Genomic DNA, 14,821 nt, shown 5'->3' with positions numbered 1-14,821 from the left:
TTTTTGCATGCAAAATTCACATCTCGGTGCAGCATGCACTTATCCAAAATCGCCGGTGATTTTTTACAACACCAGCCTAAATGCTTGATTTACAAGCCTATCAAGCACAAATCAGGCATATACATAGCCGCATGCACGGTGTGGCGTTTTGGCAAAATTGCATCCAATTATTGTATTCAAAACGGCGAAATCCTACAGTAAAGCCAACGCAAGCCAAGGAGCACAGCGATGGCAGTAACCGAATTTGAATGCATAGACGGCCACACCTGCGGCAACCCGGTGCGGCTGGTCACCAAGGGTGCACCGGAGCTGAACGGCACTACTCAGGCCGAACGGCGGCTGGATTTCCTGCAACGCTATGACTGGATGCGCACCGGCCTGATGTACGAACCGCGCGGCCATGCGCAGATGTCCGGTGCCTTCCTGTACCCGCCCACCCGCGACGACTGCGACGTGGCGGTGCTGTACATCGAAACCAGCGGCTGCCTGCCGATGTGCGGCCACGGCACCATCGGCGTGGTCACCATGGCCATCGAGCACGGCATCGTCACCCCGAAGACCCCGGGGGTGCTGAACCTGGACACCCCGGCCGGCAAGGTGGTGGCCGAGTACACCCAGGTTGGCCGCAAGGTGAAATCGGTGAAGCTCACCAATGTGCCGTCCTTCCTGCTGCTGAAAGATGTCGAGGTGGAGATCGCCGCGCTGGGCAAGCTGACAGTGGACATCGCCTACGGCGGCAACTTCTACCCCATCGTGGAAGCGCAGCAGAACTACCGCGACATGGCCGACTACACCCCGGCGCAGCTGGTGGCGATGGGCAACGAGCTGCGCGATTACATCAACGCGCACTACGACATCGTGCATCCGCTGGATGCCAATATCCGCGGCGTGCGCCATGTGCAGTGGACCGGCGCACCGAAAACCCCCGGCTCGCATGCGGCCAACGCCGTGCTGTACGGCGCGGCGGCGCTGGACCGCTCACCGTGCGGCACCGGCACCTCGGCACGGCTGGCGCAGCGCTACGGCCGCGGACTGATGAAGAAGGGCGACGTACTGGTGCACGAGAGCATCATCGGCAGCCAGTTCACCGGCAGCATCGAAGCGGAAACCGAAGTCGCCGACATCCCGGCCATCATCCCCGGCGTGGCCGGCTGGGCGATCACCACCGGTTACAACCGCATCCTGCTGGACGACGCCGACCCCTACGTACACGGCTTCGTGGTGGGCTGATGATGAACGCACGCGCACAACATCGCCCCGAGCACGTAATCGTGGTCGGCGCCGGGATCGTCGGCATCGCCAGCGCGCTGCAGCTGCGACTGGCCGGCTGCCGCGTCACCCTGCTCGATCGCGGTGAACCGGCGATGGAAACCAGCTACGGCAATGCCGGCGCCTTCGCGGTCAGCGACATCATCCCGCTGGCCGAGCCGGGGGTGCTGCGCAAGGTGCCGGGCTGGATGTTCGACCCGCTGGGGCCGCTGGCACTGCGCTGGCGCTACCTGCCCAGCCTCACGCCGTGGCTGCTGCGCTTTCTGGCCGCCAGCCGCCCGCGCAAGGTGGCCGCGCTGACCACGCAGCTGAGTGCGCTGCTGTCGCGGGTGAACGCCGACTACGCGCCGCTGATCGAACGCGCCGGGCTGAATCATCTGTGGCGCCGCCACGGCAACCTCACCCTGTACCGCAGCGAGGCGGAATTCCGTGCCGCCGAAGATGGCTGGCTGACCAAGCGCGCCCACGGCGTGGCCTGGCGCAAGCTCGACCGCGCCCAGCTGGCCGCCGCCGCGCCGCAGCTGGGCGAGGAATGGCAGGTGGCGGTGGAAGTGCCGCAGTGGTCGCACGTGGACGACCCGTACACCTTCAGCCGCGGCCTGTTCGATGCCTTCATCCGCGAAGGCGGCCATTTCATCCAGGACGAGGTGCTGGCCACCGCGGCCAACGTTGGCCGCATCGTCGGCGTGGACACCGCCAGTAACGGCCGGCTGGACGCCGACTGCGTGGTGATTGCCTGCGGCGTGTGGAGCGACCGCTTTGCCCAACAGCATCACTGCCGCCTGCCGCTGGAAAGCGAGCGCGGCTACCACGTCACCCTGCCCAATGCCGGCGTGGCGCTGCATCACTTCATCCAGTGCGCCAGCGAAAGCTTCGTGATCCTGCCGATGGCGAACGGCGGCCTGCGCCTGGCCGGCACCGTGGAGCTGGCGCACCGCGACGCGGCGCCGAACTGGCAGCGCGCCCACATCCTGATCGACAAGGCCAGACGCATCGTCGGCGATGTCGACACCCGCGATATGCAGGTGTGGATGGGCAACCGCCCGTCGTTGCCGGACACCATTCCGGTGATCGGCCCGGCGCCGGACAGCCCCGGGCTGTACTTCGCCACCGGCCACGGCCACCTCGGCCTGACGCTGGCGGCCACCACCGGCGCGCTGCTGGCGGAGCAGATCTGCGCGCTGGCGCCCAGCCTGGATGCGGCACCCTTCCGGCCGGACCGCTTTTGAGCCGCACCGTTTTTGCCGCCGTGCCACGGCATGGCGGCTGGTTTGTAGTAGATGAGGAGTCGCTAACAACCGCACCTGAGACAAGGCGGCGCAACGCCGGATCAGGGATGTTGGTAGTGACACCAAACGCGGCAACAAGACCGCAACACAGCTCTTAGGCAACAAACAGCCGCCCTGCGGCCAACCTTCCAGTAGTGAACACAAAGGAGAAACAGCATGAAACCTTCCATCGCACCGCGTACGCTGCATCTGGTTCTGGCCCTGGGCGGCATGATGGCCCCGTTCGCCATCAATGCGGCACAGGCCGACACCGTGGTGAAACTCGGCTTTTCCTCGCCGCTGTCCGGCCCGCAGGCGCACTACGGCAAGGACAATGAAAACGCCACCAAGCTGGCGATCGACGACCTGAACGCCAAGCCGATCACCGTCGGCGGCCAGAAGGTGAAGTTCGAACTGGTGTCCGAGGACGACCAGGCCGACCCGCGCGTCGGCACCCAGGTAGCACAGCGGCTGGTGGATGCCGGCGTGAAAGCCGTCATCGGCCACTTCAACTCCGGCGTGTCGATTCCGGCCTCGCGCATCTATTCCGATGCCGGCATCCCGCAGCTGTCGGTGTCCACCAACCCGGCCTACACCACCGCCGGTTACAAGACCGCCTTCCGCCTGGTCGGCAGCGACAGCCAGGTCGGCGGCGCGCTGGGCCGCTACGCGGTGATGCAGCTGAAGGCACAGAACATCGCGGTGATCGACGACCGCACCGCCTACGGCCAGGGCATTGCCGACGAATTCATCAAGTCCATCGCCGGCATGGGCAAGAAGCCGATCAAGCGTGAATACACCAACGACAAGGCCACCGATTTCACCGCCATCCTCACCGCGCTGAAGGCGCAGAAACCGGACGTGGTGTTCTACGGCGGCGCCGATGCGCAGGCGGCACCGATGGCGCGGCAGATGAAGCGTCTGGGCATCAACGCCAAGCTGATGGGCGGCGACATGCTCAGCACCCCGACCTTCATCCAGCTGGCCGGCCCGGATGCCGTCGGCCACTTCTCGGCGGTACCGGGTGGCGAGCTGGGCTCGCGCCCGGCCGGCAAGGACTTTGAAAGCCGCTACAAGGCGCGCTTCAAGCAGGACGTGGTGCTGCTCGGGCCGCAGTTCTACGACGGTGTGATGATCGTGGCCGACGCGATGAAACGCGCCAACTCCACCGAGCCGGCCAAGTTCCTGCCCTTCATCGCCAAGACCGGCTACAAGGGCGTTACCGCCGACTTCAGCTTCGACGGCATGGGCAACCTGAAGAAGGCGCCGGTGACCATCTCTGCGGTGGAAGGTAACGACTGGAAGGTGAAGTCCGTCGTGCAGTAAAAGCGTGCTCACGATCTCGCGAGCCAAGGTGAGACAAGGCGAAAACGGCTGAGGAAGCGGAGTTGCCATGACGTCAATGAGCATTCCGAAGCTGTTTTCAACGCCGTATCGCCGACGTGCAGCAGATCGTAAGCAGGCTGGTAGCACTCCCGGTCGTTTTGTAGTCGCAGTTGCGGCCGGCTCACGCCGGCCGCTTTTTTCACTTTCCCAGCACGCCCAGCCCACTGCCGGCGCGCTGCCTAGCGCCCCCTGATGCACGGAGCAACCACGATGTCCACCACCACCCCGCCGCTACTCGACGCCGCCGCCACCCAGGCGCGCTTGCCGATGGCGCAGCTGTGCCGCCAGCTGGCGCAGGCCGCCGCCGAACTGGCCGCCGGCCACATCCACTGCCCGGAACGGCAGGCACTGCCGCTGCCCGAGGGCGGCACCCTGCTGTCGATGCCGGCCAGCGCCGCCGACATCGCCATCCACAAGCTGGTGAATGTCTGCCCGCAGAACACCGGCCAGGGCCTTGCCACCATCCACGGCGTGGTCGGCGTCTACGACGCGGTGAGCGGCGTGCCGCAGCTGCTGCTGGACGGCCCCACCGTTACCGCGCGCCGCACCGCCGCGGTATCGCTGCTGGCGATCCAGACCCTGCTGCCCGCCGAGCTGCGCCACGTGGCGCTGGTCGGCACCGGCAAACAGGCGCGCGCCCATGCCGCGGCACTGGCCGAGTGCTACCCGGGACTGCGGGTGGACATCCACAGCCGCAGCACAGACAGCGCCGCCAGCACCTGCCGGCAACTGGCGTCGCTGCCACTGCAACTGACGCCCAAGGTTGGCCGCATCGACGACGGCGCCGAGGTGGTGATCCTGCTCACCACCAGCCGCAGCCCACTGTATGACCAACCGGCGCGCGCCGGCCGGCTGCTGATCGGTACCGGCGCTTTCCGCCCGGAGATGGCCGAGCTGGGGCCGACCAGCATCGCCGGCAGCCAGCTGTTCTGCGACGACGTGCCCGGCGCCCGCCACGAAGCCGGCGACCTGATCCAGGCCGGCGTCGACTGGGCGCAGGTGCACAGCCTGGCCGACGCGCTGGCCGGCCGCCTCGACCCCGCCGCGCCCAAGCTGTTCAAGAGCGTGGGCAGCGCCGCCTGGGACCTGGCCGCCGCGCGCTGCGCACTGGCCGCCATCAGACAGGAGCAAGAGGCATGAACTGGCAAAGCCGCAGTTTCGACACCATCGAGATGCACACCGGCGGCGAGCCGGTACGCATCATCCCCGGCCTGATCGACGACATCCACGGCGCCGACATCCTGGCCAAGCGCCGCGACATGCGCGAGCGGCTGGACGGCGTGCGCCGGCTGCTGATGTTCGAGCCGCGCGGCCACTACGATATGTACGGCGCAGTGCTGGTGCGCCCCAGCCTGCCGGGCGCCGATCTGGCGGTACTATTCATCCACAACGAGGGCTACAGCACCATGTGCGGCCACGCGGTGATCGCGCTGGCGCGCTACGCGGTGGAGCACGGCCTGGTGGCGCGCAGCGCGCAGCTGACGCGGGTCGGCATCGAATGCCCATGCGGGCTGGTCACCGCCTGGCTGGCAGAGGACGGCAGCGTCAGCTTCGACAGCGTGCCGGCGTTCGCCTTTGCGCTGGATCACGAGGTGCATGTGGCGGGGGTTGGCCGCATCCGCGTCGACATCGGCTACGGCGGCGCCTTCTACGCGGTGACGTCTGCGGCCAACCTTGGCGTATCGCTGGACGGCCGCCTGCGCGACGTGGTGGATGCCGCCAGTGCGCTGAGCGAGGCGGTGCGACGCAGCATCGGCGTGCGCCACCCGGCGGCCGAGGACCTGGGCTTTCTGTACGGCAGCATCCTCACCGACGGCAACGAACGTGCCGGCGACGGCCCCAGCCGCAATGTGTGCGTGTTCGCCGATGCCGAAGTGGACCGCAGCCCCACCGGCTCCGGCGTCACCACCCGCATGGCCCTGCGCCACGCCCGTGGCCTGGTGGCAGCCGGCGAAGCCTGCCAGTTCGAAAGCCTCACCGGCGCCCGCTTTAGCGCCAGCGTCAACGGTGCGGCCAACCTGCCCGGCCACGACGCGGTCACCGTGCGCGTGTCCGGCCGCGCCCACTACAGCGGCAAAGCCAGCTGGACGCTGGAGGCGGATGACGACATCGGGCGGGGGTTCTTGTTGCGGTGAGGCTGACGACCCTATCGACAGCCACAATAAAAAAACCGGCCTGCTGGCCGGTTTTTTATTGTGGATATGTAGGAGGAAAAGGTCTCCCTACATACAACTCCAATTTCACAAGCACAAAGTGCTACTGATCTGCCACACCTTTTTGAGCGAAGACATCACCGAAAGTAAGCTGACCATTAGACAACTGATATGGGAAGAAAACAGTAACCGAATAATTTTCACGATGGTTAAGTGATACGGCTATGGCGTCAGACTTCATACCAGTTGAGGGCAAGACAACAATCACGTCGTAAATCAAAGCGGATGCTTTGTATTCACCTGAATTTTTCCCTTTCACAAAGCCATCCTTCAAAAGACGAATGACATCGTTAGATGACGGTTGCTCGCGACCGTCATCGCCAGCAACACTCACTATCTCTCCGCTGGTTTTGAGAGCGAAACCATAAGGAAAAAATTCCCCATACTTATGGAGCATTTGCTCCGCAAATGGGATAGCAGCGTTCATTAGATTTTCACACTCAGCCTTCGGCGTGGTCATATCATGCGCTCCCACTGTCAACGAATACAGCAGCAAAAGAAGAAACCGCAAATATTTCATACTGGATAACATCAAAAATAAGAGGTGCCGTTATGTGTCCAACTTTAATGATGGGCTAGGTGGGATTGAGAACAAGACAAACATCCTTTGCAGTAATCCAAACATCACCGAAATCGCCGGACAACCCAAATGCATTGCCGACCCACGAAAGTGTGTCGATGTGCCCATAGTCATACTCCCCGGCAGCATCAATAAAAGGGCGAACCTTAGATTGATCCGGCAAGCCAGCCAGCATCTGAACCTCTCGGAAAACCAGTGTACCGGGATGGAAGCAAGCCCATTCATTTGGTTTGGGCTCGTGATACATGGCGTGACCTTGGCAAAGCAAGACCTCCAATTGAAACACCACAGAGTCGCGCGAGATATTCCATCCGAGCACAAATGACTCGGTGAGATCAACTTCGAAGAACTCTGGCATTTCGGACCAGTTCATGTGAAGCCTAACATTTGACGTCATGGGCCAGCTTTCGCCGGCCCCGGGTGCTTGAACTGTATAAGGGACAAGAGTCATTCGGCCTTGACGCAGCAGCTTCCGTACCAAAACTCCATATTCCGAATGGATTTATCGCTTTAATTCTGCCTCATGGCAAGCAGCATTCTGTATGGATGGGGAGCAAGAGTTGATGGCACGCTTGCATCACTTGACTGGAGAACGGCAGTAGTGCTGCATAAGCCAGCTTGTACGCACGCCAGGCTAACCCCACCCGCCTGACCATATTTCCCCAGATGCGCTGCGCTTATCCGGCTACCCCTTGGCGAAGCGATGCCCGCACGTCGCTGGCAGATCGCCCTGCGGGCATCCGCCCTCCCTCCAATACCCACAACAAAAAACCGGCCCGCAGGCCGGTTTTGTCATCTCAGGAAACCACCTCAACCGCGCGCCACTGCCGCCGCGGTGATGGTGGACAGTGTGGCGCGGGTGCTGATGATGTCCGGCGGCAGGCGGATTTCCAGCAGCGTACCGTTGGGGCGTGCCAGTGCCCGTTCCAGCGCGGCGTCGAACTCGTCGTTGCTGGCGATGCGCTCAGCGGCGTAGCCGTAGGCGCCAGCCAGCTGGCAGAAGTCCGGGTTGCCAAGCTGGGTGCCGCTGACGCGGTTGGGGTACTCGCGCTCCTGGTGCATGCGGATGGTGCCGTACACGCCGTTGTTGAGCAGCAGGATGATGGATTTGCCGCCGTGTTGCAGCGCGGTGGCCAGTTCCTGGCCGTTCATCAGGAAGTCGCCGTCGCCGGCGATGGTGAAGGCGGTGCGGCCGGTGGCAAGGTTGGCCGCAATGCCGGCCGGCACGCCGTAGCCCATGGCGCCGTTGGTGGGCGCCAGCTGGGTTTTGTGGCCTTTGGCCACGCCGTGGTACTGGAAGTAGCGGTGAATCCAGCTGGCGAAGTTGCCGGCGCCGTTGGTGATTACCGCGTCGGCCGGCAGCTGGCGCTGCAGGCTGGTAATCACGCGCGGCAGGTCAATGTCGCCGCTGATGCCTTCGTTCAGCCCGGCCAGGCGCTGCGGCACCAGGTTGGCGCGGTAGTCGGCGTTCAGCTGCTGGCTCCAGGCCTGCCAGCGCGGCGCGGCAGCCGGGGCCGGCAAGGCGGCCAGGGCCAGCGCGGCGGCGTTGACGCCGGACTGGATCGCCACGTCGGCCTGGTAGACGCGGTCCAGCTCGTCGCCCTGCGGCAGGATGTGCACCAGTTGCTGCTGGCTGCGTGGCGCCTGCAGCAGGGTGTAGCCGCCGGTGGTCATCTCGCCGAGGCGAGCGCCGATGGCGATGATCAGGTCGCTGTTGCGGACGCTGGCGGCCAGCGCCGGGTTGATGCCGATGCCGACGTCGCCGGCATACAGCGGGTGATGGTTGTCGAAGGTGTCCTGGAAGCGGAAGGCGTTGCCCACCGGCAGCTGCCAGCGCTCGGCAAAGGCCTGCAGCGCGGCGGCACCCTCGGCATCCCAGCCGCTGCCGCCGGCAATCAGCAGCGGGCGTTCGGCCTGCTCCAGCAGGCGCTGCAGCGCGGCGATGCCGGCCGGGTCCGGGTACGGCGTTACGGCGTCCACCCGTGGCAGCGGCTGCAGGCTGTCGGCCACCGGCTGCACCAGCATGTCTTCCGGCAACACCAGCACCACCGGGCCGGGGCGGCCGTTCATGGCGGTGGCGAAGGCGCGGCTGATGTATTCCGGGATGCGGTTGGCGTCGTCGATGCGCTCCACGCGCTTGGCCATGCCCTTGGTGGACGGGCCGAAGTACACGCTGTAGTCCATTTCCTGGAATGCTTCGCGGTCGCGACAATCGCTGCCCACGTCGCCCACCAGCAGCACCATGGGGGTGGAATCCTGGAACGCGGTGTGCACGCCGATGCTGGCGTTGGTGGCGCCGGGGCCACGTGTCACCAGGCACACGCCGGGGCGGCGCGTCAGCTTGCCGTGCGCCTCAGCCATGAAGGCGGCGCCGCCTTCGTTGCGGCAGGCCACGAAGCGGATCTGCTCGCGGCTGCGATAGAAGCCGTCCAGTACCGCCAGGTAGCTTTCGCCCGGCACGCCAAAGGCGATGTCCACACCCTGTGCCACCAGGCACTCCACCAGCAGATGCCCTGCCAACTTGCTGTTCATGCATTACCCCCTTGTCGGTGGTGAGTTGTCCTCGCGCGGCCAACGTTGGTGGCCACACGTCTGGCGGGCCGCTTTGGCCCACCGCAAAACAGTCACGGCCGGGAGCCTAGCTCCCAGCAAAATGCAGTACAACGGCGCTGGCAGGGCCTGCGGTCAGGCAGCCGGCGTCAAAGCCCTCAACAGCGCACTGGCCGGATGCGGCAGCGCCACGTCGTCCATCAGCGCCACCTGGCAGCGGCAGGAGTAGCCGGTGGCCAAGAGCGGGCTGTCGTCGCGCTGGCCGGCCACGATGCCCTGCCAGCTCTGGCGATAGATGGTTTCCGACAGCGCGCGCTTGTCGGCCTCGTGGCCGAAGGTGCCGGCCATGCCGCAGCAGCCGCTGGCGCGGGTGGCGAGCTTGAGACCACAGGCAGCAAACACTTTCTGCCAGTCGCCCGCCGCCGCCGGGGCATTGGTTTTCTCGGTGCAGTGCGGCAGCAGGGTGAAGCTTGCGCTCATGCTGGCACGCGCGTCTGCCGGCAGCTCGGCCAGTCGGCTGGCCAGCCATTCCTGCAGCAGTTGCACCTTGGGCAGTTCGCCCATTGCCGGCAGCTTGGCGTATTCGCTGCGGTAGGTCAGCGTCATCGACGGGTCGATGCCCACCAGCGGCAGGCCACTGGCCGCCAGCTGTTGCAGGCTGGCCACGTTGGCCGCAGCCACTTTCTCGAAGCGGGCGAGAAAGCCATGCACGTGCAGCGGTTTGCCGTTGGCGCGGAATGGCGCCAGCAGCGGCACGAAGCCCAGCCGCTGCAGCAGCGCGAACACGTCCAGCAGCAGCGGGGTTTCGAAGTAGCTGGTAAATGCGTCCTGCACCACGATCACCGCGCGGGCGCGCTCCGTCGCCGGCAGGCTAGCCAGTACCTGCGGGCTGGCCACGGCCACGCCGCGGCGGGCCAGCTCGGCTTGCAGATTGATGCCGGACAGCAATGGGCTTTCCACCAGGTTGAGCCGGCGCATCAGCATGCGGCCAACCTTGCTGCCGATCACGCCGTTGTACAGCCACGGCAGGCGCGCTGCCAGCGGCAGGGTATGTTCCAGCCCGCCGATCAGGTAGTCCTTGAGCGGGCGCAAGTAACGGCCGTAATACAGCTCCAGGAACTTGGCGCGGAAGCTCGGCACGTCCACCTTCACCGGGCACTGGCCAACGCAGGACTTGCACGCCAGGCAGCCGTCCATCGCCTCCTTCACCTCGTGCGAGAAGTCGGCAGCGCCGCGGCGCTTGCCGAGGGTGTTGGCGATGCGCGCCGGCAGGCCGGCGACAAAACCGCGCGCGCGCAGCGCGCGGCTGGCGCTTACCGGGTCGCTGCCCTGCGCGGCGAGCTGGCGCAGCCACTCGCGCAGCAGCGAGGCGCGGCCTTTCGGCGAATGGCGGCGCTCGCGGGTGCCCTTCCACGACGGGCACATGGCGTCGTCGGGGTCGAAGTTGTAGCAGGCGCCGTTGCCGTTGCAGTGCAGTGCCTCGTCGTAGTGCGCTCGCACGGCGATGGGGATGGTGCGGTCCAGCTGGCCGCGGGTGGTGACGCCGTCCACCTTCCACAGCCCGTCCGCCGCCGGCGCGGCGATCTTGCCGGGGTTGAGCTGGTTGTACGGGTCGAACGCCGCCTTGATCTGCTGCAGCCGCGGGTACAGCGGGCCGAAGAAGGCCGGCGCGTACTCCGAGCGCACGCCCTTGCCGTGCTCGCCCCACAGCAGGCCGTGGTACTTCCGGGTGAGCGCCACCACGCCATCGGTGATGCTGCGCACCAGGCCTTCCTGCGCCGGGTCTTTCATGTCGATGGCCGGGCGCACGTGCAGCACGCCGGCATCCACGTGGCCGAACATGCCGTAGCTCACACCGTGGCTGTCCAAGAGCGCGCGGAATTCGGCGATGTAGTCGGCCAGGTGTTCCGGCGGCACCGCGGTGTCTTCCACGAAGGGAATCGGCCGCCGGCTGTCGTTCACGTTGCCGAGCAGGCCCACCGATTTCTTGCGCATGCCCCAGATGCGGCCAACTGCGGCGCCACGCGCCACGGTGTGGCCCTGGCGGCCATGGTTGCTGCCTTCGCTGTCCAGCTGCGCGCCGATGGCGGCCAGCGTGGCTTCCAGCGCCGCATCGCTGTCGGCGAGGAATTCCACCAGGTTGATGCCCTGTGCCGGGGTGGCGTCGTCGGGGAAGAACTCGCGCACGCCGTGCCACACGATGTCCTGCCGCGCCAGGTTCAGCACTCTGGAATCCACCGTTTCGATGGAGGCGGCGCCCAGGCGCATCAGCGCCGGCGCATCGCGCAGCGCGGCATCGAAGCTGGCGTAGCGCACGTTCACCAGCGCGCTGGCGCGCGGGATCGGCAACACATTCAGCCGGGCCTCGACGATGAAGCCCAGCGTGCCTTCCGAGCCGCACAGGATGTTGTTGAGGTTGAAGCGGCCGGCCTCGTCGCGGATGTGCGCCAGGTCGTAGCCGGTGAGGCAGCGGTTGAGCTTGGGAAACTTCTCGGCGATCAGCGCTGCGTCTTCGCGCTGGATGTCGTCCAGCAGGCGGTGCACCGCGCCAACGCGGTCGTCGCGGCCGCTGATGGCAGCGAATTCGGCCTCGTCCAGCGGCGCGGAGTGCCACAGCGTGCCGTCCAGCAGCACGGTGTCCAGCTCCAGCACGTGGTCGCGGGTCTTGCCGTACAGGCAGGAGCCCTGGCCGCTGGCGTCGGTGTTGATCATGCCGCCGATGGTGGCCCGGTTGGAGGTGGACAGCTCCGGGGCGAAGAACAGCCCGTGCGCCTTCAGCGCGGCATTGAGCTGGTCTTTCACCACGCCGCCCTGCACCCGCACCCAGCGCTCTGTGGCGTTGATTTCCAGGATGCGGTTCATGTGGCGCGAGATGTCCACGATCACACCGTGGCCCAGTGACTGGCCATTGGTGCCGGTGCCGCCGCCACGGGCGTTGAAGCTCAGGCCCTGGAAGCGCGGCTCGCCCGCCAGGCGGGCGATGCGGATCACGTCGTCGTTATCGCGCGGGAAGACCACCAACTGCGGCAGCACCTGGTAGATGGAGTTGTCGGTGGACAGCACGGTCCGGTCGGCATAAGCGTGGCTGATCTCGCCGGCAAAGCCGCGCACGGCCAGTTCGGCCGCGAAGTCGAGGTACAGCGCATCGCCTGGTGGGTGGGAATGCAGACGGGGAATCATGTGTGTTCAGGCTCGAAGTTGGCCGCAAGCGCGGGTGAAAAAATGGCTCGCACCGGGGTGCGAGCCTAAGCAGGCGACCATGCTCAATGAGCAAAAAGGCGCCCCCCACGATCTGTAGAGCCACAAGCAGGCGTGGTGCAGCAGGGTGCGAGGCCAGGGCATCGGCGACCCGCTGCGCGACGCTTAGCAGGCGGCAGCGGTCATCTTGAAAATGCCCTGCGCATTGGAGCTGTCGAAACGCAGATCCAGCTTGTTGTTGCCCGCTTCGTCAGTGTAACGGTCACGGGTGATGAATTCGTAGAACGAGCCCGGCACGATGCGGCTTACGCGCTGGCCGTCGGCGTCGATGAATTCGCGCTCCACCTGCGCCGCCTTGAACGCGGTCTGGCGTACGCGGCCGCTGGCGGATACTTCCACCTTGTCCTTGATCGGCTGGCCCTTGGCGCGCAGCTCGTCGGCGGTGGCGAACACGTCGGCTACGTGGTCGGTGGCGTGGTTGAAAGCGTTGCCCTCGGTGGAGATCCACGCCATTTCGGCGGATTCCTGCAGCAGGGTGTGGTAGTCGGCCAGTGCCGGGGTGGCGTGCTGCACATCGAAGCAGCCAACCAGCTTGGGCAGCAGGCGGGCGGCGTCGGCGAACGGCAGTTCACGGTTGTCGGCCAGGGTGGCCAGCAGCGCCTTGTCCTCGGCGGACAGCGGGTCGCGCGAGGTGGATACCACGCTGTTCACCGCTGCCTGGAAGGCCGGCGAGAACTGGTCCACGTGCAGCTCGGACACGAAGAACTGCGCCACCTGTTCCGGTGCATCCTGGTGGCAGTAGGCGCGGCCGGTCATCTTCAGGCGGGCCAGCGGGTACACGTCGGCCACGGCAAAGCCCAGCGGCTCCAGGAAGCGCTTGAACGCCAGCTCGCCCTGCGGCAGCGCGCCGGTGTTGGCCGCCGCCACGGTGCGCAGCGCGCCGTGGTCGAATACCACCTGGCCGCCGGCGGCCAGTTTTTCCGCCACGTAGCGTTTGCCTTCCGGCACCGCTTCCAGGTTCTTCGCGAACAGCAGCATGTTCATCGCCTGCGCCAGGGTCAGGCGCGATACCGCGTCGCCAGCCTGGGCGGCCAGCAGTACGTCGTCCACCTTGATCATGGTGAACAGGTCGGCGGCGGTGTGTTCACCGGCTACCGCTACCAGCAGCTTGTTCAGTTGGCTGCCGGCGATGCTGGCGTGAGCTTGTGTCATTTGCGAATACCTTTTCCGTGGTGTGAGTTTTGCGCGTCGCGGTTTTTTCGTGCTGGCGACGGCTTTGTATGAGGCAAAGTTTCCGGCCTTTCCGCCCCTGGCTCAAGCGATGTATTCTGCTGACTTCATTCCGGAAACTCATGAACTACCATGCGCCGCACCCTGCCCTCGCTGATGGCCCTGCAGTGCTTTGAAGCTGCCGTGCGCCACCTGAGCTTTACCCGTGCCGCCGAGGAACTGAACCTGACGCAAAGCGCGGTCAGCCGGCAGATTCGCGGCCTGGAAGACTTCATCGGCCGCCCGCTGTTCGAGCGTGTGAAGCAGCGGCTGGTGCTTACCGTGGCCGGCGAAGCCTACGCCGCCGCCATACAGGACGTGCTGGACCGCGCCGAGGCCGCCACGCTGCAGCTGATGGCCTACCGCGGCGAAGGCGGCGTGCTCACCGTGGCCATGCTGCCCACTTTCGGCTCGCGCTGGCTGGTGCCGCGGCTGGTGGATTTCAGCGCGCGCTACCCGGACATCCAGCTCAACCTGGTCACCCAGGTGCGGCCGTTCGACTTCGACAAGGTGGAAGCCGACGTGGCGATCCACTTCGGCCCGGCGCTGTGGCCCGGCGCCATCTGCCACCGGCTGATGGGCGAGGATATCGTGGCGGTGTGCGCCCCCGGCCTGCTGAAAAAACCGCTGGCCGACGTGCGCGAGCTGCTGGACTACACCCTGCTGCAGCACACCACCCGACCACAGGCGTGGAACGACTGGCTGTCCGCCGCCGGCCTGCAGGACATGGACGCGCAGCAGGCCAGCCTGCTGAGCGGCCCGCGCTTCGAACATTTCTTCATGGTGATCCAGGCCGCGGTAGCCGGCCTCGGCATCGCGGTGCTGCCGCAGTTCCTGGTGGCGGAGGAGCTGGCCAGCGGCCGGCTGCTGCTGGCGCTGGACAAGCCGGTGCGCAGCCAGCACGCCTACTACCTGGTGCACCCGGCCACCCGCACCGATGTCTACAAGGTGCGCGTGTTCCGCGACTGGCTGCTGGCGCAGGCGGCGCAGGAAGAGGCGTGAAACGTAGGGCGGGCAAAGGCCATGAGCCGTGCCCACCGGCAAGGCGACGCTGGTGGGCACGCTACGCTTTGCCCACCCTACGACTG

11 protein-coding genes are annotated in these 14,821 nt (G+C 65.8%); 6 read left to right on the top strand and 5 right to left on the bottom strand.

What is annotated here, in order from left to right; translation table 11 throughout:
* The first annotated feature begins 228 nt into the window (after positions 1-228).
* From ACFOLG_RS07915 to ACFOLG_RS07895, 5 genes are all read left to right on the top strand, one after another.
* On the top strand, positions 229-1,230 hold the full coding sequence (locus tag ACFOLG_RS07915; protein ID WP_386090471.1) for a 4-hydroxyproline epimerase: 1,002 nt from the start codon (positions 229-231) through the stop codon (positions 1,228-1,230).
* On the top strand, positions 1,230-2,498 hold the full coding sequence (locus ACFOLG_RS07910; protein ID WP_386090469.1) for an NAD(P)/FAD-dependent oxidoreductase: 1,269 nt from the start codon (positions 1,230-1,232) through the stop codon (positions 2,496-2,498). The genes ACFOLG_RS07915 and ACFOLG_RS07910 overlap by 1 nt, the downstream gene beginning before the upstream one ends.
* 216 nt (positions 2,499-2,714) lie before the next feature.
* Positions 2,715-3,863, top strand: a complete 1,149-nt coding sequence (locus tag ACFOLG_RS07905) for a branched-chain amino acid ABC transporter substrate-binding protein (protein WP_386090466.1) — start codon at positions 2,715-2,717, stop codon at positions 3,861-3,863.
* Positions 3,864-4,133: 270 nt separating this feature from the next.
* The gene (gene lhpI, locus ACFOLG_RS07900; protein ID WP_386090463.1) at positions 4,134-5,063 is read left to right on the top strand and encodes a bifunctional Delta(1)-pyrroline-2-carboxylate/Delta(1)-piperideine-2-carboxylate reductase; all 930 of its coding nucleotides are present in this window, start codon (positions 4,134-4,136) and stop codon (positions 5,061-5,063) included.
* A complete protein-coding gene (locus ACFOLG_RS07895; RefSeq protein ID WP_386090461.1) occupies positions 5,060-6,058 on the top strand; it encodes a proline racemase family protein in 999 nt (332 codons plus the stop codon). The genes lhpI and ACFOLG_RS07895 overlap by 4 nt, the downstream gene beginning before the upstream one ends.
* 121 nt (positions 6,059-6,179) lie before the next feature.
* Here ACFOLG_RS07895 and ACFOLG_RS07890 read toward each other — a convergent pair whose 3' ends face one another.
* From ACFOLG_RS07890 to ACFOLG_RS07870, 5 genes are all read right to left on the bottom strand, one after another.
* Entirely contained in the window at positions 6,180-6,596 is a 417-nt protein-coding gene (locus ACFOLG_RS07890) for a hypothetical protein (protein ID WP_386090458.1), read from the bottom strand.
* Positions 6,597-6,711: 115 nt separating this feature from the next.
* Positions 6,712-7,089: a hypothetical protein gene (locus tag ACFOLG_RS07885; protein ID WP_386090455.1), complete on the bottom strand. Its 378-nt coding sequence runs from the start codon at positions 7,087-7,089 to the stop codon at positions 6,712-6,714.
* 437 nt (positions 7,090-7,526) lie between these two features.
* Positions 7,527-9,248: a thiamine pyrophosphate-binding protein gene (locus tag ACFOLG_RS07880; protein ID WP_386090452.1), complete on the bottom strand. Its 1,722-nt coding sequence runs from the start codon at positions 9,246-9,248 to the stop codon at positions 7,527-7,529.
* Positions 9,249-9,401: 153 nt separating this feature from the next.
* Positions 9,402-12,446 (bottom strand): D-2-hydroxyglutarate dehydrogenase YdiJ, encoded by a 3,045-nt coding sequence (ydiJ, locus tag ACFOLG_RS07875; RefSeq protein WP_386090449.1) that lies wholly within the window; start codon positions 12,444-12,446, stop codon positions 9,402-9,404.
* A 183-nt stretch (positions 12,447-12,629) separates the two neighbouring features.
* Complete coding sequence (locus tag ACFOLG_RS07870; protein WP_386090446.1) at positions 12,630-13,676, bottom strand: DUF1338 domain-containing protein; 1,047 nt, start codon at positions 13,674-13,676, stop codon at positions 12,630-12,632.
* Positions 13,677-13,826: 150 nt separating this feature from the next.
* Here ACFOLG_RS07870 and gcvA point away from each other — a divergent pair, with 150 nt between their 5' ends.
* On the top strand, positions 13,827-14,735 hold the full coding sequence (gene gcvA, locus ACFOLG_RS07865; protein ID WP_386090443.1) for a transcriptional regulator GcvA: 909 nt from the start codon (positions 13,827-13,829) through the stop codon (positions 14,733-14,735).
* Positions 14,736-14,821 lie beyond the last annotated feature (86 nt).

It is taken from the genome of Vogesella facilis (assembly GCF_042648525.1).
In the GTDB taxonomy this organism is placed as follows: Bacteria; Pseudomonadota; Gammaproteobacteria; order Burkholderiales; family Chromobacteriaceae; genus Vogesella; species Vogesella facilis.
The sequence above is the reverse complement of the archived record's forward strand: the minus strand, read 5'-3'. Positions and strand labels throughout refer to the sequence as shown.